Origin of the sequence: Actinacidiphila sp. DG2A-62 (genome assembly GCF_035825295.1) — a bacterium.
Classification (GTDB): Bacteria; Actinomycetota; Actinomycetes; order Streptomycetales; family Streptomycetaceae; genus Actinacidiphila.
This window is the reverse complement of the sequence record NZ_JAYMGI010000002.1, coordinates 7,671,051-7,694,098: the sequence shown is the minus strand read 5'-3', so window position 1 is coordinate 7,694,098 and position 23,048 is coordinate 7,671,051. Positions and strand designations below refer to the sequence as shown.

The 23,048-nt window shown below is 75.8% G+C and carries 16 protein-coding genes; 8 read left to right on the top strand and 8 right to left on the bottom strand.

Features of this window, described 5'->3' with window-relative positions; genetic code table 11:
* Window positions 1-123 precede the first annotated feature (123 nt).
* Complete coding sequence (locus VSR01_RS34015) at window positions 124-783, top strand: GNAT family N-acetyltransferase (RefSeq protein ID WP_326452826.1); 660 nt, start codon at window positions 124-126, stop codon at window positions 781-783.
* A 223-nt stretch (window positions 784-1,006) separates the two neighbouring features.
* On the opposite strand, the gene VSR01_RS34010 is transcribed toward VSR01_RS34015, so the two are convergent.
* Window positions 1,007-1,465, bottom strand: coding sequence for a MarR family winged helix-turn-helix transcriptional regulator (locus tag VSR01_RS34010; protein WP_326452825.1), 459 nt, complete (start codon window positions 1,463-1,465; stop codon window positions 1,007-1,009).
* 88 nt (window positions 1,466-1,553) lie between these two features.
* Here VSR01_RS34010 and VSR01_RS34005 point away from each other — a divergent pair, with 88 nt between their 5' ends.
* On the top strand, window positions 1,554-2,138 hold the full coding sequence (locus tag VSR01_RS34005) for an NADPH-dependent FMN reductase (RefSeq protein WP_326452824.1): 585 nt from the start codon (window positions 1,554-1,556) through the stop codon (window positions 2,136-2,138).
* A 146-nt stretch (window positions 2,139-2,284) separates the two neighbouring features.
* Here VSR01_RS34005 and VSR01_RS34000 read toward each other — a convergent pair whose 3' ends face one another.
* The gene (locus tag VSR01_RS34000; RefSeq protein WP_326452823.1) at window positions 2,285-3,139 is read right to left on the bottom strand and encodes an alpha/beta fold hydrolase; all 855 of its coding nucleotides are present in this window, start codon (window positions 3,137-3,139) and stop codon (window positions 2,285-2,287) included.
* A 422-nt stretch (window positions 3,140-3,561) separates the two neighbouring features.
* Here VSR01_RS34000 and VSR01_RS33995 point away from each other — a divergent pair, with 422 nt between their 5' ends.
* Window positions 3,562-4,311 (top strand): TetR/AcrR family transcriptional regulator, encoded by a 750-nt coding sequence (locus VSR01_RS33995; protein ID WP_326452822.1) that lies wholly within the window; start codon window positions 3,562-3,564, stop codon window positions 4,309-4,311.
* A 224-nt stretch (window positions 4,312-4,535) separates the two neighbouring features.
* Entirely contained in the window at window positions 4,536-5,531 is a 996-nt protein-coding gene (locus VSR01_RS33990) for a LuxR C-terminal-related transcriptional regulator (protein WP_326452821.1), read from the top strand.
* A gap of 183 nt (window positions 5,532-5,714) precedes the next feature.
* Here the strand turns inward: VSR01_RS33990 and VSR01_RS33985 are convergent, their stop codons facing one another.
* The gene (locus tag VSR01_RS33985; protein ID WP_326452820.1) at window positions 5,715-10,166 is read right to left on the bottom strand and encodes a carboxypeptidase regulatory-like domain-containing protein; all 4,452 of its coding nucleotides are present in this window, start codon (window positions 10,164-10,166) and stop codon (window positions 5,715-5,717) included.
* A 582-nt stretch (window positions 10,167-10,748) separates the two neighbouring features.
* Between VSR01_RS33985 and VSR01_RS33975 the strand changes: the two genes are divergently transcribed.
* On the top strand, window positions 10,749-11,321 hold the full coding sequence (locus VSR01_RS33975) for a TIGR03668 family PPOX class F420-dependent oxidoreductase (protein WP_442785736.1): 573 nt from the start codon (window positions 10,749-10,751) through the stop codon (window positions 11,319-11,321).
* Between the two features lie 239 nt (window positions 11,322-11,560).
* Entirely contained in the window at window positions 11,561-12,115 is a 555-nt protein-coding gene (locus VSR01_RS33970; RefSeq protein WP_326452819.1) for an NUDIX domain-containing protein, read from the top strand.
* A gap of 69 nt (window positions 12,116-12,184) precedes the next feature.
* On the opposite strand, the gene VSR01_RS33965 is transcribed toward VSR01_RS33970, so the two are convergent.
* The 3 genes from VSR01_RS33965 to VSR01_RS33955 all read right to left on the bottom strand — a co-directional run bounded on the left by VSR01_RS33965 (window position 12,185) and on the right by VSR01_RS33955 (window position 19,316).
* Window positions 12,185-15,592: a protein kinase domain-containing protein gene (locus VSR01_RS33965; protein WP_326452818.1), complete on the bottom strand. Its 3,408-nt coding sequence runs from the start codon at window positions 15,590-15,592 to the stop codon at window positions 12,185-12,187.
* Window positions 15,593-15,788: 196 nt separating this feature from the next.
* Window positions 15,789-17,417 (bottom strand): S53 family peptidase, encoded by a 1,629-nt coding sequence (locus VSR01_RS33960; RefSeq protein ID WP_326452817.1) that lies wholly within the window; start codon window positions 17,415-17,417, stop codon window positions 15,789-15,791.
* 99 nt (window positions 17,418-17,516) lie between these two features.
* Window positions 17,517-19,316, bottom strand: a complete 1,800-nt coding sequence (locus VSR01_RS33955; RefSeq protein ID WP_326452816.1) for an FAD-dependent monooxygenase — start codon at window positions 19,314-19,316, stop codon at window positions 17,517-17,519.
* A 211-nt stretch (window positions 19,317-19,527) separates the two neighbouring features.
* On the opposite strand from VSR01_RS33955, the gene VSR01_RS33950 reads away from it, so the two are divergent.
* Window positions 19,528-20,166, top strand: coding sequence for a TetR/AcrR family transcriptional regulator (locus VSR01_RS33950; protein ID WP_326452815.1), 639 nt, complete (start codon window positions 19,528-19,530; stop codon window positions 20,164-20,166).
* 115 nt (window positions 20,167-20,281) lie between these two features.
* Here the strand turns inward: VSR01_RS33950 and VSR01_RS33945 are convergent, their stop codons facing one another.
* Both VSR01_RS33945 and VSR01_RS33940 read right to left on the bottom strand, forming a co-directional pair.
* The gene (locus tag VSR01_RS33945) at window positions 20,282-21,097 is read right to left on the bottom strand and encodes an SAM-dependent methyltransferase (RefSeq protein ID WP_326453964.1); all 816 of its coding nucleotides are present in this window, start codon (window positions 21,095-21,097) and stop codon (window positions 20,282-20,284) included.
* A 20-nt stretch (window positions 21,098-21,117) separates the two neighbouring features.
* On the bottom strand, window positions 21,118-21,948 hold the full coding sequence (locus VSR01_RS33940; protein WP_326453963.1) for a helix-turn-helix domain-containing protein: 831 nt from the start codon (window positions 21,946-21,948) through the stop codon (window positions 21,118-21,120).
* 585 nt (window positions 21,949-22,533) lie between these two features.
* Between VSR01_RS33940 and VSR01_RS33935 the strand changes: the two genes are divergently transcribed.
* Complete coding sequence (locus VSR01_RS33935; RefSeq protein ID WP_326452814.1) at window positions 22,534-22,917, top strand: hypothetical protein; 384 nt, start codon at window positions 22,534-22,536, stop codon at window positions 22,915-22,917.
* Window positions 22,918-23,048 lie beyond the last annotated feature (131 nt).

The following is a 23,048-nucleotide window of genomic DNA, read 5'->3' as shown; positions in this document are numbered from 1 at the left end:
ACCCCCTGGCTGCGAGGATCCCGGCCCGGCAGGGCGCGCGCGACGCGCGGTGAGGACGTGCGGCGGGGAGCGGCACGCGGACGGGAACGGGAACGGGAACGGGAACGGGAACGGTGACAGGCCATGGGGACGAGGTTCGAGGCGCCGGCGCTCGACGGGACGCTGGTGCGGCTGGAGCCGCTGGGGCACCGGCACGCGGCGGACCTCGCGGTGGCCGCGGAGGAGGACCGCTCGTCGTACGGCTTCACATGGGTGCCGACCGCGGCCGAGGTCGGCGAGTACGTCGACGCGCAGCTCGCGCGCGCGGCGGCGGGGCGTCTGATCCCCTACGCGCAGGTGTCGAAGGAGACCGGGCGCGCGGTCGGGGCGACGTCGTTCTGGGACCCGCGGCCGTGGCCGGACGGCGAGGAACTGTGCGCGGTCGAGGTCGGGTTCACCTGGCTGGCCGGCTCCGCGCAGGGCACGGGCGTCAACTCGGAGGCCAAGCTGCTGCTCTTCCGGCACGCCTTCGAGGAGTGGGGCGTGGCCCGGGTCGACCTCAAGACCGATGCGCGCAACGCCCGTTCACGGGCCGCGATCGAGGCGGTCGGCGCGCGCTTCGAGGGCGTGCTGCGCAACTGGTCGCGCTCCTGGGCGCCCGGCGAGGACGGCGGTCTGCGCGACTCCGCGATCTTCTCGGTCGTCGCCGCGGAGTGGCCGGAGTGCCGGGCGGCCCTGGAGTCCCGCGTCGCCCGCGCCGTCTCCCGGCGCCCCTCCCCCACCCCGCCGCCCACGCCGGCCTGAGCCGCCGGCCGCCCGGCTGACCCATCCCGCGTCCGCCGGCCGCGTCCGCGTGCGCCGCCCGGCGGCGCACGCCGGGCGCCCCACGCCCGCCGCAGGCCGCGCCTCCGCGCCTCGCGCCTTCGCGGCGTACGGCTCCGCAGGCCGCGCCTCCGCGCCTCGCGTCTTCGCGGCGTGCGCCTCCGCGCCTCGCGCCTCCGCGCCTCGCGCCTCCGCGGGCCGCGGGCTAGCGCGGTTCGAGGCGCTCGGCCACCTGCTCGCTCCACGTCCGCAGGACGGCGCTCTGCTCGGGCGTCAGAGTGTCGAGGAAGTGCCGGCGGATGTTGCCGCCGTGCACGAGCAGCGCGCCGCGCACGGCGTCGCGGCCCTCCGCGGTGAGGCCGACGCCCGCGCGGCGGCCGTCGGCGCCGTACTCGGTCCGCTCCACGAAGCCGCGCTTCTCCATGCGCGTCAGCTGGTGGGAGACGCGGCTCTTGTCCCAGTCGAGCGACTCGGCCAGCTCGCGCACGCGCATCACGTCGCCCGACGCCCGCAGGAGCGTCACCATCACGCTGAACTCGGCCTTCGAGATGCCGCAGTCGCGTTGCAGGCCGCGCTCCAGCTCCCTGACCAGCAGCCGCTGCGCGCGCGTCCAGGAATCCCAGAGCTCCCACTCCTCGGGCTCCAGCCCGCGGGTCTCCACCATGCCCTGAAGTCTAGCGGGACCTGCGGAGTTGTCACTTCAACTCGATCCGACCTAGAGTTGACACGACAACTCCTACGGAAGGGGCACCATGGCCCTGCGCATCGGCATCATCCTCGGCAGCACCCGGCCCGGCCGCCGCGGCGACCGGATCGCCGCGTGGCTGCTCGACACCGCACGCGCCCACGGCGGCGCCGACTACGAACTGGTCGACCTCGCCGACCGTGGTCTGGGCAACCTCGACGAGGCCGGCAACCCGAACCTCCGGCAGTACGCGCACCCGCACACCCACGACTGGTCCCGGGTGGTCGACGGCCTCGACGGCTTCGTCTTCCTCGTCCCGGAGTACAACCACTCCTACCCGGGGGCGCTGAAGAACGCGCTGGACTACGTCTACCGGGAGTGGAACGACAAGGCCGCCGGCATCGTCAGCTACGGCGGCTGGGCGGCCGGCGTCCGCGCCGCGGAGGCGCTGCGGCTCGTCCTCGCCGAACTCCAGGTGGCCACGGTCCGCGCGCAGCCAGCCGTGCCGCTGATCCCCTCGTTCGCCACCGGCGGCTTCGTCGCGGGAGAGGGCCTCGACGCCTCCGTTCGCGACATGCTCGGCCAAGTCATCGCCTGGGCGGGCGCGTTGCGCGGCGTGCGGGAGGCGAAGGCCGCGACCGCCGCGGCCTGACGCCCGGTCGGCGGCGCGCTGTCCGCTCGTCCCCGCCCAGGTCCCGCCCGAGTGCCGGCCGGGTTCCGCCGCAGGCGCGCGCCGGGGCCCCGCCGCGCGCCTGCGGCGGAACCCCCGCGGCGTGCTCGCGAACCGCCCGCCCGGCGCTACACCGGGGTCCGGTCGGACGCGAAGTCGCCGATGGCGGCGGCGAGTTCGCGCGGCCGGTCCAGTGCGAGCAGCGTGCGGTCGTGCGGGATCTCCACCAGCCGTGCGTGCGGCAGGAGTTCGGCCAGCCGGCGGCCGTGCTCCGGCGGCATGACGCGGTCGCGGTCCGCCCAGACGACGAGGGCCGGCCGGTCGAAGGACGGCAGCTTCTCGGCCGCCCGGACCAGGGCCTGCCGGTCGTCGAGGACGGCCCGCAGCATGCGGACGGTGTCGCGGCGGATCTCCGGCTGGGTCAGCACCGGCCGCATCCAGCGCGCCGTCGCCTCGTCGCCGGCGCGGGTGAGCAGGCCGAAGGCGATCGGCAGCCGGCGTACCGGGCGCAGCCGCATCTGCTGCATGAACAGGCCGAACGCGCCGGGCGAGAGCTTGCCGGCGAGGGCGAGCGTCCGCCCGGTGAGGCCGGGCGGGAGGTTGTCGAACGCCTCGCAGGAGGCGAGCACGATCCGCCCCACCCGGTCGGCGAGGCCCTCGGCGACCACCGTCTGGACCACCGCGCCGCCGGTGTCGTTGCCGACGAGCGTGACGTCGGCCAGGTCCAACCGCTCCAGGAACTCCGCGACGAGACGGGCCACGCCCGGCAGCGACAGGTCCGCGTCCGGGAGCATCGCCCGGCGGTGCGCGCCCAGTGGCAGCGTCGGCGTCAGGCAGCGGTAGGCCGACGACAGTTCGGCGGCCGGGCCGTCCCACAGCGAGCCGTCCATCATCAGGCCGTGCAGCATCACCACCGGCGGTCCGTCGCCGCCGCTGTCACCGTACGCGATCGTCCCGGCCGACAGTTCGATCGTGCGTTCCATACGCGCCCTCCTCGACACCGGCCGAACCGGCGCCCGCGTCACCACTCCCGGCCCGTCCGTCCGTGGCCCGGACCTACCTGTCCCCTGAAGTGAACCACCCGGCTCACTTCATTGCCAGGACATCCCCACCGTTGCCGCTCGGTCGCGGGGACGAAGCGGGCACACGGGCGCGTGGCGGTACGCGCGGCGGCGTGGCGGTACGCGCGGCCGCGCGGCGCGGCCGGCAGGCGCGCGGCGGCGGAGGACGCCGGATTTGGCGTTGCCGGGTGCGGACGTCGGCTGCCGGGCGGCAGGGCGCGGCCGGGGGGATCGGCTCACGCGGCGGTGCGCAGACGTGTCTTCCTGGCATCATCGGGCCTGATGGACGAGACACCGACGACGCCGGCGGGTGCGCCGAGCGCGAGGCCCGTGGGGCGCGTGCGATGACGGGCGGCAGCGCGGACGGCTCTGCCGGGTCCGGGCCGGACGCCGCGGGGAAGCCCGCGCCGGACGCCCCGGGCGGGTCGCGGGGTACCGGCGCCGCGTCGGGCGGGGCGGGGGGCGCCGACTCCGTACGGGCAGGGTACCGGAGGTCGACGCGCTCGCCGCGGGGCGAGGCGCGGCGGCGGGAGCTGCTGGAACGGGTCAGCGACGACCTCGCCGCGAACGGGCTGGTGGGGTTCTCGCTGCGCCGGGCCGCGCGGGCCGCCGGGACCACGCACAAGGTGCTGCTCTACCACTTCGACGGCACGGAGGACCTGCTGCGGCAGGCGACGCTGCGACTGCGCGCCCGCCGGATCGACAACGCGCTGGCCGCCGCGTTCGGCGACCCGCCCGGCGCCGGCGCGCCGCCCGCGGGGCTGGCCGGAAGGGTACGGGCGATCTGGGCGGTGCTGATGGACGCCGGCACCGGCCTGCGGGTGCTGGACCAGGCGATCGGGCTGGCGCTGTACGATCCCGCGCGCTACGGCGACCTGGTGCGCGACGCGTCCGAGCAGTACCTGCCGACGCTGGTGTCGCTGTGCCCGCCGCACTGGCCGGAGCGGCGCCGCCTGGAGGTCGCGCAGATGGTGCTCGCCGCGCTGCGCGGCTTCCTGGTCCACTGGCTGACCAGCGGTGATACCACCGGGGTCGACGCGGGTCTGGCCGCGCTCACCCGCGCCCTGGAACGCGAGGAGGCCGCCCCCGCCTGACCGCCCCGGTGCGCCGACCCCGCCTGACCGCCGCCTCCCGGCGCCCGCCCGGCCGCCGAACGCGCCGCGCCGCCCCAGCCGCCGTCACGCCACCGCCACGCCACCGCCGTCGCCGCCACCACCGCCGCGCGAACGAACTCCGTCGGTTCCGTGATCGAATTGGAGCGCTCCCATGAAGGTATCGTGTTCAACCGCCCGAACCGCGGAGGCCCATGGAGCCGGAGGTGGCGACGTTGCTTGAGGTTCTCGGTCTCGACCAGCCCGCCGAGGCGCTGTATTTCGCCCTGATCGACAACCTGCCGCTGCCCCTGGCGGAGTTGGCCCGCAGGACCGGGATCGAGCCCGACGTGGCGGCCGACGCGCTGGTGCTGCTGGAGGACGGCGGACTGGTCTCGCGGCTGCCGGGCAGCCCGGTCCGCTACACCGCGCTGCCGCCGGGCCACGCGCTGGAGGTGCTGCTGCTGGCCCGGGAGCGCGACATCCAGCGGGTGCGGGCGATGACCGACCGGCTGGCCGAGCGCCACCACGACGCCCGCCGGGACCGCCACGCGGCCTCGCTCGTGGAGGTGATCACCGGCCGGGACGGGGTGGCCCGGTGCGGGCAGCAGTTGTTCAACAGGGCGGAGAAGGAGATCCGCGGCATCGACGCACCGCCGTACGCCGAGGCGCGCGACGGCGCGCGGGTCAACTCCGCCGCGGTGGTGGCCGGCCGGGAGGTGCGCAGCCGGTTCATCCACGCGCGTGACGCGCTGAACGTGCCCGGTGCGATGGAGCGGGTGGAGCTGGACATCGCGGCCGGCGAGGAGGTCCGCTTCCTGCCCGAGGCGCCGATGAAGCTGATCATCGCCGACGACCAGGCCGCCCTGATCCCGCTGCTGGCCACCCCGCAGGTGCTGGACTCGTGCATCCTGGTGCACCCGTCGGCGCTGCTGGACGCGCTGTGCACGCTCTTCGAGTCGCTGTGGGCGCAGGCCCAGCCGTACATGCCGGGTCGGTCGGCGGCGGTGGGCGGCAACGAGTTCGTCAGCGAGGAGGAGCGGCGGATCATCTCGATGCTGGCGATGGGCATGCCGGACGAGACGATCGCCCGCCAGCTGGGCATCGGGCACCGCACGGTGCAGCGCCGGGTGCAGACGCTGCTCACCCGGCTGGGCGCGGCGAGCCGCTTCCAGGCCGGCGTGCTGGCGGCCAGCCGCGGCTGGTGGCGCCCGGAGTCCTGACCGTCGCATACCGCAGAAACGTGACGATCCGTCAACAGCGCTTCCGCACGGGCGGATCGGGGCACGGATGCGGGCCGGTCGACCTCGTCCGAGGTCGACCGGCCCTCCCGTGCGCGGGAGATGGCCCCGCACACGGGAGCCTCACTCGTGGCGCCCGCCCACCTCGCCGGGTGGGTCAGGGCCTCACAGGTGTCTCAGGGCGAAGTCCGCGCTCACCGACCCCTCCTTGACGATGCGGACGGTGGCGGTGGCCGGGCGGTAGCCGGTGGCGGCCACGATGACGGTGACGGGGTTGTCCTTGGCCGGCAGCCACAGCGAGTAGCGTCCGTCGGCGCCGGTGGTGAGGGTGACGTCGCCGTTCTTGGTGTCGACTTCGACCACCGCGCCGGCCAGCGGCGCGGGCGCGCCGCCGTCCGCCGGGCGGCCGGTGACCGTGCCGGTGAGCAGTCCCCAGCCGGCCGGCGGCACGACCGTCATGGTGACGGGCAGGGACGGCGAGCCGTAGGGGGTGTCGCTGTCCACGATCAGCGCGGCGCGGTGGCTTCCGGCGTCCGCGGACGTCAACGCCTCGGCGTCCAGGGTGAGTCGGACCGTGACCGTGCCGCCCGCCTTGACCGTGACCTTCTTCGCGGAGGCGGTGAGCCAGGGCACGTCGCCGTGGGCGTGGTCGTAGCCGGGCAGTTTCAGCGCGGTGGCCTGCGGCCCTCCGGTGGCCGTGATGCCGCCGAGGGCGTACCAGCCGGGCGCGGACGCGGCCTCCATGACCGGTTGCGGCAGGCTGGGCAGGGCGCGCCAGGTGTCGGTGCCCGGGTCGTAGGCGTGCGCGGCGTCGGTGACGCCGTCCGCGCTGACCTGGAAGCCGCCGGCGACGAGGAGTTGGCCGTCGGCCGCGGTGCCGGTGGCGCCCCACACGTCGGTCGGGGCGTCGGCGACGCGGCGCCAGGAGCCGGTGTGCGGGTCGAGGACGTAGGTGTGCGTCGTGTCCTTCTCGGCCGCGCCGTTGGGCTGGTAGACGCCGCCGGTGCAGACGACCTCGTCGTCGACCGTGCCGCAGACCGGGAACCCGATGGGCTCGGGGTACGGCGCGCCGGCCGACCAGGTGTCGGTCGCCGGGTCGTACACCTCGACGGTGTTGAACCCGCAGTTGAACAGGTCGCAGCCGCCGATCACGTAGAGCTTGTCCCCGGCCGCCGCGAAGCCGGAACCGCCGTACGGGGTGGGCAGGTCGGCGATCTGCGACCAGCGGTCGGTCGCCGGGTCGTAGACCTCGCCGCCCGCGATGGGCATGCCGGCGGCGTCCCGGCCCGCGGTGACGTAGAGCTTGCCGCGGATGACGCCGTAGGCCGGGGCGAAGCGGGTGGTGGTGGGTCCGGTGAGGGCGTGCCAGCCGCCGGTGGCCGGGTCGTAGGAGGAGAAGGACTTGCTCCACACGCCGCCGGGCTCCTCGCCGAAGCCGGTGTAGACAGTGCCGTCGGGGCCGGTGGCGGCGAGGCCGCCGTAGACGGGAGCGGGCAGGTCGGCGAGCGGCTGCCATGTCCCGCCGTCGGCCGAGGCGCTCGCATGCGCCCCGCCCGCGCCGGACGTGGTGGACGGGGCCGGTCCCGTGGGGGCCGCGCCGGCGTCCTGGAGCGTGCGCGGGGTGATCGCCGACGGCACGCGGTGGACGGTGGGCTCGGCGCCGGACGCCGCGGGGCCGCCGAGATCCTGCTCGCCGAGCGAGAAGGTGGCCGGCGAGCCGCCGGTGTTCTTCACCTTCACCTGCACGGTGCGGCTGTCGCCCCAGGGCACGTTCGCCGCCACCGAGGAGACGCTGTAGCGCAGTTGGGCCGGGTGCAGCGCGAAGTCGGCTCGGGTGACGGCGCCTTGCCGCACGTCCGCCTGCTGGGTGGTCTGCGGATATCCGAAGTCCGGCAGCCCGGCGGTGACATGCTGCTTGCCGGTGCTGCCGGTGAACAGCCAGTAGAGCCCGTCGCCGGTGGCGGGGTCGTCGGGGGTGGCGACGGCGCGGCCGGAGTCGGCGGGCGCGGCGACCGGGGCGACGGTGGCGCCGAGCACGCCGGCCCCGGTGTTGGCGTCGGTGACCTGGCCGACGAGCATGCCGCCGCGCTCGGTGACCAGGCGCGGGGTGCCGACGGCGACATTGTCGATCTGCCAGATCCCGGTGAGGGAGCCGGTGAAGTGGAACCGCAGCCGCACCGACGACCGGCCGGCGTAGCGGGTGAGCGGGACGGTCTCGTGGGCGGGTCCGCCGACGACGTCGGTGTGCTGCCACAGGGTGGTCCAGGTGGCTCCGCCGTCGGTGCTGGCGTCGACCGCCGCGGTCAGGTCGCCCAGCCGGTACAGCGGCGGCAGCGCGGTGTCGAACTGCAGCTCGGGCTGCTGTTCGGCGCTGAAGTCGTAGGCGGGGCTGATCAGTTCGGTGTCGGCGGCGGCCCAGCCGAGGGCGAAGTCGTCGACCTCGGCGAAGCGTCCCGAACCGCCGGTCTGGTTGCCGCGGTTGAGCGGGTCGTCGAACTGCCAGCCGCCCGCGGCGGTGTTGTTCTTCACCGTCCAGCCGGCCGGCGTCGCGGCGTCGGCGAAGGTCTCCAGGCCGCCGCCGTGGTACGTCATGACGTAGCCGGGCGGCAGCACGCCGGTTCCGGCCAGCGGCAGGGAGAGGTCGGCGGTGCGCGGGCCGGAGCCGACGTCGACGGTGGCGGACGCGGTGGCGTAGCCGGCGTACAGCGCGGCGGCGTGCAGGGTGTAGCTGTGGCCGGCCGGGACCTTCACCGTGTAGCGGCCGGTGGCGGGGTCGGTGAAGACCGCGCCGGGAACGCCGTCGAGGGTGATCTTCGCGTACAGCCCCCAGCCGTGCCCGCCGCCGTCGCGGACGGTGCCGGACACGGTCTGCGTGGCCACCGCGGTCAGCGCGGCGTCCCTGGTCAGCGCGGCGCCGTCGGCGATGGTCACGGTGCCGGCGTCGTCGTCGGCGTAGCCGAAGGCGCTGACGGTGAGCGGGTAGGAGCCGGCCGGGACGTCGAGGCGGTAGCGGCCCTGCGCGTCCGTGGTGGCGCGGTAGTCGCCGAGCGCGACGGTCGCGCCGGGCACCGGGGCCTTCGTCGCGGCGTCGGTGACCGCGCCGGACAGCGCGCCGTGCGGGCCGGGCTTGAAGCCGGCGACGCCGTTCGGCGTGCCGAGGCCGGTGGGGCCGTCGTAGCCGGGCTGGGCCTGGCAGGTGTACGCCGGCGTGCAGTCGGGGGTGGTGCCGTAGCCGCAGAGCGAGGCGTCGGCGCAGCTCGCGTCGTCGCCGCGGGTGACGTCGTTGAGCGCGCCGGGCTGCTGGTACGGGTAGGAGGCCGGGTACGTGCCGGCGACGGGCGCGCCGGCCAGGGCGTAGACGCCGGCGATGATCGGCGCGGAGGCGCTGGTGCCGCCGTAGACGTTCCAGCCCGCGTCGGAGTAGGAGTTGTAAACCGCGACGCCGGTGGCCGGGTCGGCCACGGCGCTGACGTCGGCGACCGAGCGGCCGGCGCAGTCGACGGCGGACTGGAAGGCGGGCTTGGGCTCGGCGGCCGAGCAGCCGGAGCCGGTGGCGCCCCAGTGCGGGCCGTCGGGGCCCTGGGTGATGCCGTTCCACACCGACTCGTCCCAGCCGCGGGCGCTGCCGTCGCGGGTCAGCGAGGTGCCGCCGACCGCGGTCACGTACGGCGAGGAGGCCGGGTAGCTGACGCCGTAGCCGTCGTCGCCGGAGCTGAACACCACCGCCGTGCCGGGGTGGTCGAAGTACGCCTGGTCGTAGGCCAGGTCGTCGGTGCTGTCGCCGTAGCCGCCCCAGGAGTTGGAGACGTACCGGGCGCCGAGGGCGACCGCGGTGTTCTCCGCGGCGCCGAGGTCCTCGGAGAGCGAGGAGTCGGCCTCGACCAGCAGGATGTGGGCCTGCGGGGCGACGGCGGAGACCATGTCGAGGTCCAGCGAGATCTCCGAGGCCCAGCCCTCGTCGGCGCCGGGGTAGCCCGCGCCGCCGCGCTGGTCGGTCTTGCGGAAGCAGCCGTTGTCGGTGGTGCAGGCGGGCAGTCCGTACTGGGCGCGGTAGACCGCGAGGTCGGACTCGGCGTCCGGGTCGTCGTAGGCGTCGACGATGGCGATCGTCGCCCCCGCGCCGCCGTCGTCGGGCAGCGCGTAGGCGGACCGCAGGTCGGCGGGCGCGTAGCCCTCGGGGGTCGCGGGGGACGCGGCCGGGGCGGGCGCGCCGCCGAGGGTGCGGCGCTCGCCCGCGGCGGCGCTCGGGGCGGTGCGGCGCAGGGCGAAGCAGCTGAAGTGACCGGGCTGCGGAGCGCCGCAGACCGGCGCGGCGCCGGTGCTCGTGCCGGCGTCGGTGCTGGTGTTGGTCTGCGGGCTGGTGCCGGTGCTGGTGCCGGTCGTCGCGCCGGTGCCGGTGCCGGTGCCGGCCTTCGTGGCGGCGCTCGCGCTCGCGTCCGTGGCGGCGGTCGTGCTCGCCGCGGTCGGGGCGGCGGGCGCCGCGGTGGCCTGCTGCGGCAGCAGGACCGCCAGGACGCCGAGCACCGCGAGGATCGCGGCGGTCGCGGCGGCGGGCAGCCGCCACGGCAGGCGCAGCGGCGGCCGGCCGGTGGGTGAGCCGGGGGATCTGTGGGACAAGGGGACTCCCGAGAGGGGCGGGCGGCGAACCGCCGGCGTCGTTGTCGGCGAGGAGGGAGTGGGGGGAGTGACCAGCACAAAAATCCAGCCGGGGTGATCCGCGGGTCAATGCGGGTCCCTGGCGGTTTGGCGCCGTGACGTGTTCACGCCCGGAGGAAACGGTCCGCGCGGGGAACGGCGTTCGGACCCCCGAACGTGCCGGGCGGGGGGCGGAACACGCGCCCCGCACGGGCCGGTCCGGCGCCATGCGGGCTGAGGGGTCGCGGCCCCGCGCGGGGGGTGTCCTCGGCTGGCACCGGCGGCCGGGCGGGCAGCTGTCGCCGCCCGCCGCGAGGGGACGGCGACCGGTTCCGACGGCAGCGACGGGTGGCGGCCCCCCGCGGGGGGGCGACGGTGGGGACCGCGCGGGGGGGGCGCGGGGGCGTGCGAGGGACCGCGCGCCCCCGGCGGGAACGGGGGTGCGGGACCGAGTCGTCGGCAGGGCGCGGTCGGGGCCGCCGGGGGGGCGCTCCCCTTGCGACGCCACGGGCGCTCCGGTCGGGGCGTCGCGGGCCCGCGCTCGGTAGGGTCGGGCGGGTGAACCTGACCGCGGCGCAGGCCCGTACCCGCTTCGCCGCCGCGCGCGTGGCCCGGCTGGCCACCGTCGGCGCGGACGGGGCGCCCCACCTGGTGCCGGTGACGTTCGCGCTCGGCGACGTGCCCGGCGACGCGCCCGGCCACGCGTCCACCGGCACGCCCGGCGACCGGATCGGCCACGCGTCCGGCGGCCCCGGCGGCGAACCGCTCGGCGACGTCCCCGGCGACGTCCCCGGCCGCCTCCCCGGCGACCCGGCCACGCGCGCCGCGCCGTACCCGGACACGCTGTACTTCGCCGTGGACCATAAGCCGAAGCGCTCCACCGACCTGCGGCGGCTGCGCAACATCGCGGCCGAGCCGCGCGTGTCGCTGCTCGCCGACCACTACGCCGACGACTGGGCGCGGTTGTGGTGGGCCCGCGCGGACGGCGTGGCGCGCGTCGTGCCGGACGGCGCGGTCCGGGACGCCGGGCTCGCGCTGCTGCGCCGGAAGTACCCGCAGTACGCGGAGGCCCCGCCGCGCGGTCCGGTCGTGGCGATCGAGGTACGCGCCTGGACGGGCTGGGCGTTCACCGGCTGACCCGCGTATGCCCCGCCGTCCGTACGGCGCCGGGTCCGCCGTACGCGAATGCGGTCCGTCGATACGCGAATGCGGTCCGTCGATACGCGGATGCCGTCCGCCCGTACGCGGATGCCGTCCGTCGGTACGCGGGACGCGGTTCGTCGGGACGCGGACGCGGTGTCGGGACGCGGGTGGTCCGCCCGTACGTGCAGGGGGTGCGGTCGCGTCCTGCGCGCCGGCGGGGGCAGACTGGCGGCATGGCGGAGAGGCGCAGCGCGGGCATCCTGCCGTTCCGCACGGCCGGACGGCGGCCCGGTGCGGGCGATCCCGGCGGCGGCCCAGGCGGACGTCCCGGCAGCGGTCCCGGCGGCGATCCGGGGGACGCTCCCGGCCACGGGATCGAGGTGCTGCTCGGGCACATGGGCGGGCCGTTCTGGGCGCGGCGGGACGCCGGCGCGTGGACGGTGGTCAAGGGCGAGTACGAGCCCGGCGAGACGCCGGAGGCGGCGGCGCGGCGGGAGTTCACCGAGGAGCTGGGTCTGCCGGTGCCCGCGGGCGCGCTGCTCCCGCTGGGCGAGACCCGCCAGTCCGGCGGCAAGACCGTGACCGTATGGGCCGTCGAGGGGGATCTCGACCCGGCGCGGGCGGTCTTCGGGACCTTCACCATGGAGTGGCCGCGCGGCTCGGGGCGGTTGCGGGAGTTCCCCGAGCTGGACCGGGCGGCCTGGCTGGATCTGGCCGCCGCGCGGGAGAAGATCGTCGCCGCGCAGCGCGTCTTCCTCGACCGGCTCGCCGACCTCCGCCGGACGTGAACCGGGGACGGCGGGCGCGTGCGCCGGGAACGGCCGGCCCGGGCGGGCCACGTCAGGGGCGCGGGCCGCTCAGCCGTCCACGACGATCGTCGTCGGGGCCGGCGGCGTGGCCCCGGGCCGCGGCGGGTCCGGGTCCGCGTCCGGCGAAGGGCCGTCCTGCGGGAGCGCGGACAGCAGGTCGTCGTCGCCGGGGTCCTCCCGGGCCTCCGGGGTCTCGGCGAGCAGCGCGAGGAACTCCTCCGGGTCCCGCGGGCGCTCGTCCGGGACGCGGGCCAGCAGCCGGCCGATCGCCTCGCGCAGCGCCCGCGACGCGGGCAGCGCGTCCACCGGCACGTCGTCGTTGATGATGTGGAAGAACAGCTCGGCGGCCGTCGCGACCGGCCACACCGGGCGTCCGGTCAGGCTCTGGTGCAGGATCAGGCCCAGGGTGAACAGGTCCGCCCTGATGTCCGCCGGGGCGCCGTTGACCTGTTCGGGAGCCATGTAGCCGGGCGTGCCGATCACCATCCCGACCTGGGTCACGGAGTCCGCGTCCAGACGCGGGCGCGCGATGCCCAGGTCGATGATGACCGCGCCGCGCCGCGGGTGCAGCAGGACGTTGCCCGGCTTGAGGTCGATCCGCGACACGCCCACCCCGTCGATGAACGCGAGCGCCTCGCCGAGCTGCCGGGCCAGGCGCGCCACCAGGGGCGCGGGCAGTCCGCCGTGCCGTTCCAGGACGTCGCCCAGGGACGGGCCGTCGATCAGCTCCATGATCAGCGCGGGTTCCACGTCGGGACCGGTCAGCGTGTCGAGGGTGTGCACGATGTGCGGGTGGGTGAGCGCGGCGCTGATCCGTACCTCCCGTTCGAACCGCGCGCGCATCTCCACGTCGTCGCGCAGGGCGCTGTGCATCACCTTGACGGCCACCGGCTGCCCGGTGAGCACGTCCCGGCCGCGGTAGACCGCGCCCATGCCGCCCTGGCCGAGCAGCTCGGTCATCTCGTAACGGTCGGCGAGCACGCCCACGGCGGGCGTCGGGGTCGGGACGGGCCGGCGGTCGGGTGGTTCGGCGGACGGCCTCCAGGCGGCCGGCACGGCGGTCCCCGGGAACGGGGTGCGCGGGTACGGCGCGGCGTCCGCGGTGCCGAACGCCGGGGCCGCGTCGGGCGCGGCGGGGGAGCCTGCGGGGAGCCGGCCGACGAGCGTGTCGGGCTCGCCGCGCCGCGGGTCGAGCGCGCCGAGGTCGGCGTGTTCGCTCTCGCCGGCCCGCGCGAAGCCGGCGAGCTGCCGCCGGTAGGCGTCGGAGAGCTTGTAGTACGCGAGGGCGGAGCCGGCCCTGCCGTACCGGGTGGCGTCGGGGCGGCCGGACTCGCTGACCACGTCGAGGACTCCGGCGCGGGCCAGGCGGCGCAGCATCCGCTCCACGGCGGACTGGGCCATGCGCAGCAGCGGGTCGATGCCGTCCGCGCCGGTCACGTCGGCGGAGGTGAAGGGACGGCCCCGGCTGCGCAGCGCCCAGTCCACAACGTGGTAGCCGCCTAGCAGCGCCCGGTCGTCGTCGACCGCGACCCGCCCGGAGGCGCCGCGCTCCCCCGCACGCGTCGCGCGGGAGACGACCTCCTCCAGGTCGGCGTAGAAGGAGATCCGCTCCCACTCGGCGTCGTCCACCAGCAGCGACGGCTGCCCGGCCTCCCACACCACCAGCGCGTTGAACTCCTGCAGCAGCCGCCGGGGCACGCCGCGCGCCTTGAAGCGGAGGTAGCCGATCAGGCGGTCCAACGCGGCGGCGTCGTCCGCCGGGACGCGGCGGGCGGCCGGCGGCCCGGCGGAGGGGTCGGCGGAGGGGTCGGCGGAGGCCGGCGGCCGGTGGCTCCCGGCCGAGCCGGCGGGCGGACCCGCGCCGACGGGCCGCCGGGACGCGTCCGGCGCGTCGGGCGGGGTCGGAGGCTCAGGCGCGGCAGGCGCATCAGGCGCCTCCGGCGCGGCAGGCGCGGCAGGCTCGGCGGGCGGCGCCGACTCGTCGGACGCGTCCGGCGCGTCGGGCGCGGCAGGCGCGGCAGGCTCGGCGGGCGGCGCCGACTCGTCGGACGCGTCCGGCGCGTCGGGCGCGTCGGGCGCGTCGGGCGCGTCGGGCGCGTCGGGCGCGGCAGAAGCGTCAGGCGCGGCAGAAGCGTCAGGCGCCTCCGGCTCGGCGGGCGCGCCAGGCTCGCCGGGCGCTTCGGGCGGCGCGGACGGCTCGGGCACGTGGGGCGCCTCGGCCGGCGGCCCGGGCGGCACAGGCGCGTCGGGCGAACCCGCGGCCCCGAAATCCTCGCCCGGCCCGGAATCGGCGTACGGGCCGTGCGCGGGCGGCGGCAGGTAGGGCGGGAAGGTCGGCGGGGCGTAGGACCAGGAGCCGGACGGGGCGTACGGCGCGAAGGTCGGCGGGGCGTACGGCGCGACAGTCGGCGGCGGGGGCGGGAGGTACCGGGCGAATCGCGCCTGCGGGCCGGTGCGGTCCAGCTCCGCGCGGCCGGCCTCGGCCAGGCCGCGCACCAGCCGTTCGGGCGCGTCCCACAGGCACGGTACGTACATCCGCCAGCCGAAGACGCTCTCGTAGACGCCGTTGCCGCGGTCGGCGTCCTGGACGGCGCGGTCGTGCAGGTCGGGCCCGGCCACCACGACGAAGTGCGCGCCGCGCGCGGTGAGCACGTTCTTGATCCGGCCGAGCAGGGCCTCGAAGTGGGCGATCGCGTCGTCGCGGTTGTCGGTGAGCTTGTCGACCTCGTCCAGCACCACCACGGGGTGCACGCGCAGCCGCTGCGCGCCGTCGGCCCGGCCGCGGCCGGGCGCGGGGCGCAGCCGCCGGGCGACCCGGGTCCGCAGCCGGAGCCGCTGCGCCGGCTCGGGGCGGCCCTCGATGCCGGCCAGCAGGTGCACGATCCGGATCAGGTCGTGCTCGACGTCGGTCTCGGAGTACGCGAGGAAGGCCGCCTCGGTGGCCTGCGAACGGGTCCTGCGGCCGCTGAAGTTGACCGTGGGCGCGAGCCGGCTCTTCGGGGCGACGCCGAGGCTGGTGCCGCGCTCGCTGCTCTCGGACTGGGTCTGGGTGAAGGACAGCGAGGTGCGCGAGTAGGCCAGCAGCAGCGAGCGCTGCACCTCGCGCGGCAGCCGCCCCAGCAGGTCGCGGTCGTCGAGCGACTCGAAGATCCGGCGGACGACGGCGAACAGCAGCTGGTCGGTGGTCATGGACCGGGCGACGTTGAGGTGCACCACGAGCATGGCGTCGCGGTCGCCCCAGCCGGCGCCGGTGGCGGCCAGCGCGCGCAGCACCAGGGTGGACTTGCCGACCCCGCGGAACCCGCTGACCAGGAACGCGCCGCCGTGGGAGTACGTCAGCCGCTCGCGCAGCGCGTCGACGAGCCGTTCGTGGCCGAGCGGCGGGATCGCGGGGTCCCCGGCCGGCAGCGGCTCGTGGATGTACCGGAACTCCCGGTGCAGCGGTACCCGCAGCACAACGCCTACCCCCGGCCCGCCGTTCGGCCCGCCCCCGGTCCCAGCGTAGGACCGCGGGGCGAGTGCGGGGAGCCGTTTCGCGCGGGTACCCGCCGTGCCCGGCCCGGGGGTGCGCGCCGTCCCCGGCCGCCGGGGGTGACGGACGGCCGGGGACGGTGGAGTGGCGGGGCGTCAGATCATGTCGGACGCCCGCCGGTCACTGGGAGAGGAGCTTGGCGGCGAGGGTCGCCGCGTTGTACGAGCCCCAGCCGGTGGTGAAGTCCCAGCCGGTGCCCGCGGAGTACGCGCCGTTGCTCCCGCTGGTGATGTCGTGGAAACCGGTGCCGGACGCGGCGTACAGCGCCGGGTCGGCGGCGCCGAGGCGGGCGTGGCCGGCCGCGGCGGCCTGCTGGTTGTACACCGCGGCGAAGGCGGCCCACTCGGGTGCGGCGGCGCTGGTGCCGCCGACCTGTCCCCAGCTGCCCTGCGAGTAGATCGACACGCCGGGCGACGGGTTGGCGAGCGCCGCGACGTCCGGGACCTGGCGCTTGCCGCCGCCCTGGCTCTTCTGCACCGGGGTCTGCCAGCTCGGGATGGCGAAGACGCTGGACTTGCCACCGCCGCCGCCGGACCAGGCGGTCTCCCTGCTCCACGCGTTGGCGGAGGTGACCGTGAGCGTGGTGCCGCCGACGCCCGTGACGTACGGGTCGCTGGCCGGGTAGTCCACCGAGGTGCCGCCGGTGCCGGCGTCGTCGGAGCCGCTGTCGCCGGAGGCGGCGAAGAAGCTCAGGCCCTCGGCCGCGCCCTGCTTGAAGACCGCGTCCACCGCGCTGATGTTGGCGGAGGTGCGCTCGGTCTCGGCCAGGCCCCAGCTGATGGAGGTCACCGGGATGCCGCTGTCGACGATGGCCTGGTAGGTCTCGACCTCGCCGGCGTCGGAGTTGGGGCCTTCGAAGACGGTGATCGCCGCGCCGGGGGCGACGGCGTTGATCACCTCGATGTCGAGTTCCACCTCGACCTGGCCGCCGCCGAGCGGGCCGGACCCGCCGTCCACCTTCTGTACGGTGGGCGCGGCCGAGGACAGGCCGTAGTGGCTGTCGTACGTGGTGATGTTCGACTGCTGGAAGCCGTCGAACTCCAGTAGGGCGACCTTCTGGCCGCTGCCGGTGTAGGTGCCGCCGACGTTGTAGCCGCCCTTGATCTGGGCCGGGGTGTAGCCGCCGCCGGGGCCGTTGTGCGGGGTGACCGAGGCGGGCGCCTGGTGGTGCAGCTGGGCCCGGTTGTCGAGTCCGGAGACGGCGGTGACCAGGGACGCGATGCCGGTGGGCAGGGTGGGGGCGGCGTCGTTGGCGTAGAAGGAGCGGCCGGTGGAGGAGTCCTTCCACGTCGACAGGTGGGCGCCGAAAGCGCGTTGGACCTGTGCGGCGGTGCCGTGGGCGTCCACCAGCAGGTTGCCGGAGTGTGCGGTGCCGACGGTCAAGCCGTGTCCGCGCAGGTAGTCGGTGACCTTCTTGACGTCGGCGTCGCTGCGGCCGTAGCGCGCGGCGAACTGGGCCTTCGTCAGGTAGTGGCCGTACTGCGCCGAGTGCGGGTCGCTCACCTGGGCGACGAAGGCGTCCAGGCCCTTGGCGTCGCGGGGCGCCAGGCTGACGGCGACGGATATGCGGTCGCTCGACGCGAGGTCGCCGGTGCGGACGGCGTGGGCGCCGAGTCCGGGCAGGACGTTCCCGGCCAGCGTGGTGCGGGCGGCCTGCGGGTGCGCCGTCGCGGCGTAGGCGGCGGGTACCGCCGCCACGAGCAGGGCCGGGGCGGCGGTGACCGCCAGGAGTTTCCTACGGAGTGTCACGAAGCTCCTCCATGTGGGGGTTCGGCGCCCGGGTGGGGCGCCGCTACCACGCTAGGGAGGGATGTGACGGGATGTAAGAGTGAGAGCCTTGCAGTGTTGTTAAAGCTGTGTCGCTTGTGACGATGAGATGTCCGGCGTGCCCGTCCCGGTGAGGCCCGCGAGGTAGTCCGCCACCCGGGCCGCGGCGGCCTCGCCGTCGCCCGCGTCGCCCGCGTCGAGGGCGAGCCCCACGTAGCCGTCGGGACGCACCAGCAGCAGCGTGTCCGGCGCGGCCCGCTGCCCGCGCTCCTCGCGCTCCTCCTGCCCGTCCTGGCTGCGCTGGCTGCCGTGGTCGCCCTGTCCGTCCTGTCCGAGTCGACCGTCCCCGCCGCCCTCGCCGACCTCGCCGTCCTCGCCGGCGAGGCCGTAGCCGCGGCGCGCGTGCCCCTCCGCGTCGAGGAAGGCGTACGGGCCCGCGGGCGCCCCGGCGGCGGCAGGCGCGTCCGCGGGGTCCGGGTCCCGCGGGTCGAGCACCGCGACGGCGCGCAGCCCCGGGCGTCCGGCGAGCAGGGCCGCGGCGCGCACGGCCCGCGGGCCGAACGCGAGCAGCGTGGCGTGCGGCCCGGCGAACAGGTCGAACAGCCGCACCGGCGTGCCGTCCGCGGCCTTGCCGGGCGCGTCGGGCGCCCGGTCGCCGGCCCGCACCGCGCCCGGGCGGGCCCGCTCCTCGGCGCTCAGCGCGCTGTCGCGGTAGCCCAGGCCCAGCTGCTGGAGCACCGGGTCGTCGCGGCGGTGGGCGTCGGCGGCGCCCCGCCAGTTCTTGTCGTGCAGCCGGGTGCTGACCCCGAGCACGGTGGCGGCGACCGGCAGCCGCTCCTCCTCGTAGCTGTCGAGCAGCGCGGCCGGGGCGCCGGCCGCGACCGCGGCGAGCTTCCAGCCGAGGTTGTACGCGTCCTGCACGCTGGTGTTCAGGCCCTGGCCGCCGGCCGGCGAGTGGATGTGCGCGGCGTCGCCGACGAGGAAGACCCGCCCGTCGCGGAACCGCTCGGCCATCCGGATGTTGGCCCGGAACAGCGAGTGCCAGACGACCTCGGTCACCCGCACCCTGCCCGGGCCCGTGGAGGAGTCCACGATCCGCTGGACCGCCTGCGGCGTCCCCTCGGGGACCTCCTCGCCCGGCCGCAGCACCTTGGTGAGCTGGAAGGTGTCGGTGCCGGCCAGCGGGCACATCGCCAGCGGCGCGCCGGCCTGGCCCGGTTGCTCGCCCGGCCAGCTGTGCCAGTGGTCGCGGTCCAGGCCCTCGGCCCGCACGTCGGCGAGGAACATCCGCTGCTCCTCCCGGGTCTCGCCGGCGAAGCCGACGCCCAGCAGGCGGCGCACCGTGCTGTGCCCGCCGTCCGCGCCCACCAGGTGGTCCGCGGTGATCCGCTCCTCGCGCCCGGCCCGCCGCAGCACCGCGGTGACGCCGTCCCGGTGCTGCTCGAAGGAGACCAGCTCCGTGTCCAGCTCCACTCCCCCGCCGCCGAGTTCGGCCAGCCGCTCGCGCAGCAGCTCGCCGGTGCGCCACTGCGGCAGCATCCACGGGCCGGGGTACGGCACGTCGGGCGTGGGCTCGCGCTCCTCGGCGAGCCTGCCCTCCCAGACCACCTCGCCGTCCCGGTAGGCACGCAGCGGCGGGTAGGGGCCGCCGAGCGCGCTCACCCGCTCGCCGATGCCGAGGTCCTCGAAGACCTCCCGGGTGCGCGGCTGCAGGCCCTTGCCCCGGCCGCCGGCGAAGTACGCCGCGTCCTTCTCCACGATGCGGTGCGCGACGCCGCGCCGGGCCAGCTCGCAGGCGAGCACGAGGCCCGCCGGTCCGGCTCCGGCGATCAGCACGCCGGTGTGCGACGGCCGCTCGCCGCGGATGTTCTGCCTGGTCATGACGGTCGCCTCCGATGGCTGCGGGAAACATGAAATCAGGATTCACTGAATAGGTTTTCACTGAATCTGCATTCACCATAGCGGCTGCTACCGTCCGGGACAAGGCGGCGCCGTGCCGCGGGCCGCGACGGGACGCGCGGCGGGCGGGGCCGGGCGGCGCGGGCCGGGAAAGACCGGGGAAGGCCGGGAAAGGCGAGGGAAGGCGAGGGACATGGGCGGCGCGGGGACGACGGCGAGCACGCGCAAGGCGCGGTCTGCGGAGACCGAGGCGGCGCTGAAGGACGCGGCCAAACGGGTCTTCGCCCGCACCGGCTACCTCAAGGCCAAGATCACCGACATCACGGCGGAGGCGGGCCGCGCGGCCGGCTCGTTCTACAGCCACTTCGGCAGCAAGGAGGACCTGCTGGAGGCGTTGCTGGTGGACATGGTCGACGCGAACGACGTACGGGTGGAGGAGCCCGAGCACAGCCCGGACTTCACCGATCCCGCGGCGGTGCGCTGGCACGTCGAGATGTACTGGCGGTTCTTCAGCGCGAACCGCTCGGTGGTGGCGGCGCTGCACCAGGCCGCGCTGGTCGACCCGCGGTTCGCCGACCGGCTGCGGCAGCTGGTCGACTCCGATCTGCGCGACCTGGCGAGCCACCTGGAGCACATCCGGGCGGCCAGCGGCAGGCTGCCCGGCGACCCGCTGGTGGTGGCGTCCGCGATGATGTCGCTGATGAACCAGTTCGCGGCCGTGTGGCTGACCGGGCGGCCCCCGGAGGACCGCTCGCTCAGCGACGAGGAGGCGGTGGACACCCTCACCGCGTTCATCGTGCATGGCATCTCGGGCCCGCCGCAGGGGAGTTGACCGGGCGGGCCGGTGCCGCCGGGATCGGGGTCGGGCGCGGTGCGCGCGCCGTACAAACGCGGTGCGGGGTCGGCGCGACGGCCGGCCGACCCGGCCGACCCGGCCGACCCGCGGGTCAGGGCTTGCGGGCCACCGCCCCGTACATCGCGATCTGCTCGTCGGTCACCTGCGGGTCGACGCCGCCGTCCGGCCGCCAGCGGTGGACCTGGACGATGCCGGGGTCGACCATCTCCAGGCCCTCGAAGTACGCGGCGGCCTCGGCGCGGGTGCGCAGCCGCATCGGCATGCCGCGCGCGGCATACTCGCGGCCGACCCGGCCGACCTCCTCGGGCGCGAAGTCGGCGGTGCCGATCGACATCGCCAGGTAGCTGCCGGAGGGCAGCGGGTCCAGCAGCCGGCGGACGATGCCGACCGGGTCGTCCTCGTCCATCACCAGGTGCACCATGGCGATGATGGTGAGCGCGACCGGCCGGTCCAGGTCGACGGTCGCGGCGAACGCGGGCGAGGACAGGATCGCCGCCGGGTCGCGCATGTCGGCCTCGATGTACTCGGTGCGGCCCTCCGGCGTGCTGGAGGACAGCCCCTCGGACAGGGTGAGCACGATCGGGTCGTTGTCCACGTAGACCACCCGCGCGGCCGGGTCGACGTCCTGCGCGACCTCGTGGACGTTGGGCCGGGTGGGGATGCCGGTGCCGATGTCGAGGAACTGGCGGACGCCGGCCTCCTCGGCCAGGAAGCGGGTCACCCGGTGCATGAACTTCCGGTTCTCCCGCATGTGCGGCACGATCGACGGCCACACCTCGACCATCGCCTCGGCGGCCTCCTTGTCGGGCGGGTAGAAGTCCTTGCCGCCCAGGATGTAGTCGTAGACCCGCGCCGGGTGCGGGTTGCGGGTGTCGATGCGGTCGGCCGGCCAGCCGTTGTCGGGCACGGACTCCTCCGGGGGTGTCGTCACAGCTCCTTGCGCAGGGCGCCGAGCAGCGTCCTGGTGTGCTTCTCCGACGCGGCCTGCGCGGCCAGCCGGTCCATCGCCTCCCGGTACGCCGAGACCTCGTCCTGCTTGTCCAGGTACGCCGAGCCGACGAGTCCGTCGAGGTACACCACGTCGGGCAGCTCGGCCGCCTCGAAGCGGAAGACCTGGAACGAGCCGGCCCGGGTGGCCGGGTGCGGGCCGCGCGCGAAGGGCATCAACTGGACGCGGACGTGCCGCTGTTCGCCGATCTGCAGCAGGTGGTCGATCTGCGCGCGCAGCACCGCGGGGCCGCCCACCGGCCAGCGCAGCGCGGTCTCGTCCATCACCGTCCACAGCAGCGGCGGGCGGTCCCTGGCGAGGATGTCCTGCCGGGCCAGGCGCAGCGCGACCCGGCGGTCGATCTCCTCGTCGGTGGCCTGCGGGTGGCCGGCGCGCAGCAGCGCGTGCGCGTACTCCTCGGTCTGCAGCAGGCCGGGCACGACCTGGGCCTCGTAGGTGCGGATGTGCAGGGCGGCCTGTTCCAGGCTGAGGTAGGCGCCGAACCAGTCGGGCACCACGTCGCGGTAACTGTGCCACCAACCCTGCTTGTTGGCCTCGCGGGTCAGCGCGAGGAAGGTCTCGATCTCGGCCGGGTCGGCGACCCCGTAGGTGCGCAGCAGCCGTTCGACGTCGGACAGCCGCAGCCGGGCCACCTTGGCCTGCTCCATCCTGCGGATGGTCGAGTGGCTCATGCCGATGGCCTCGCCGGCCTGGCCGAAGGTGACGCCGGCGCGCGTGCGCAGATCCTCCAACTGGCGTCCCAGGATCATCCGCAGGACCGTCGGCGGTGTGTCGTCCCACCCGGCGCGGGTGCTCCTCACGGGCCACCTCCCACGGACGCCTCTCCCTGCCCGCCGCAGGGCCACGGCACGGTCGCACGCGAGGCTCCGCCGGGCGCCGGCACGCCCTCGTGTCCGTATCGCTGTTCAAACTGCGAATTTCACTTTACAGCTTGCGAGTTGACTGCGGCAGCACGATAGTTGAGGCGGTGGGACGGCCGGGACCACTGAGACGGTGACGACGTTGTCAGGGCCCGACCACGCACGCGCTCGACACATGTGGTGAGCCGGCTGCGACATCTCCTGCACACTTCTCTCACACGCACCGCCCACTCAAGCACACCCGTACCGTTCCGCACACCCAGCACACATCCCTCACATCGAGCACGAACCGCCCCGTGGCGGCACGACCACCCGCCGCGGAGAGAGGCGACTTCCATGACCCCGCTATCACTGACCGGACGCGGGGCGCCGGCTGAGCCGTCCAGGGGACAGGGGACGCACAGCCGCTCGGCGCGCCGGAGGATGATCCGCGTCCCGGTACCACCGGGCTTCCCCGCCGGAGCCGCGTGCGATGTGGTGGAGACCTCCGCCGAGCACGGGATGCGGGTGCTGGGCTGCCTGGCGGCCTCCGGCAGCGTGCTGGTGCACGGCGACCGCTGGTCGTGGATCGTCCCCTCGGGCTCGGACATCGGCGTGGCGTGGCCGCCGCAGGTGCGGTACCGGGCGAACGCCGCGGTGCTGGCGCCGGCGGCGTCCGTGGAGCCGGACGGCGGGTACGGCCCGGACCTGACGGGCGGCCCGGACCTGACGGCTGGGCCGGACGGCCTGAGCCCGGACGGCCGCAGGACCGCGCCGGGAGCGCGTCGCGAGCCGCCGGTGCCGTACACCCACCCGATCCTGCTCTACTTCGCGGTGTGCTGCGTGACGGGAGTGCGGCCCACGCTCACCGAGCACTGATCCCCCGCGCGCGGCGGCCCGTGCCAGCGCCCGTGCGCACGCGGCCCGTACGACAGACAGGCCCGGTGCGCGGGGCATCGGGCCTGTCTGCCATGGGGGCTCGGGGGCCGGACCGGCCTGCTCGTGAACGG

Excerpts from the sequence above, each read along its gene's own strand:
- VSR01_RS34005 (WP_326452824.1), top strand. The coding sequence starts at position 1,554 with ATGGCCCTGCGCATCGGCATCATCCTCGGCAGCACCCGGCCCGGCCGC.
- VSR01_RS34015 (WP_326452826.1), top strand. The coding sequence starts at position 124 with ATGGGGACGAGGTTCGAGGCGCCGGCGCTCGACGGGACGCTGGTGCGG.
- VSR01_RS33950 (WP_326452815.1), top strand. The coding sequence starts at position 19,528 with ATGGGCGGCGCGGGGACGACGGCGAGCACGCGCAAGGCGCGGTCTGCG.
- VSR01_RS34000 (WP_326452823.1), bottom strand. The coding sequence starts at position 3,139 with ATGGAACGCACGATCGAACTGTCGGCCGGGACGATCGCGTACGGTGAC.
- VSR01_RS33995 (WP_326452822.1), top strand. The coding sequence starts at position 3,562 with ATGACGGGCGGCAGCGCGGACGGCTCTGCCGGGTCCGGGCCGGACGCC.
- VSR01_RS33970 (WP_326452819.1), top strand. The coding sequence starts at position 11,561 with ATGGCGGAGAGGCGCAGCGCGGGCATCCTGCCGTTCCGCACGGCCGGA.
- VSR01_RS34010 (WP_326452825.1), bottom strand. The coding sequence starts at position 1,465 with ATGGTGGAGACCCGCGGGCTGGAGCCCGAGGAGTGGGAGCTCTGGGAT.
- VSR01_RS33955 (WP_326452816.1), bottom strand. The coding sequence starts at position 19,316 with ATGACCAGGCAGAACATCCGCGGCGAGCGGCCGTCGCACACCGGCGTG.
- VSR01_RS33940 (WP_326453963.1), bottom strand. The coding sequence starts at position 21,948 with ATGATCCTGGGACGCCAGTTGGAGGATCTGCGCACGCGCGCCGGCGTC.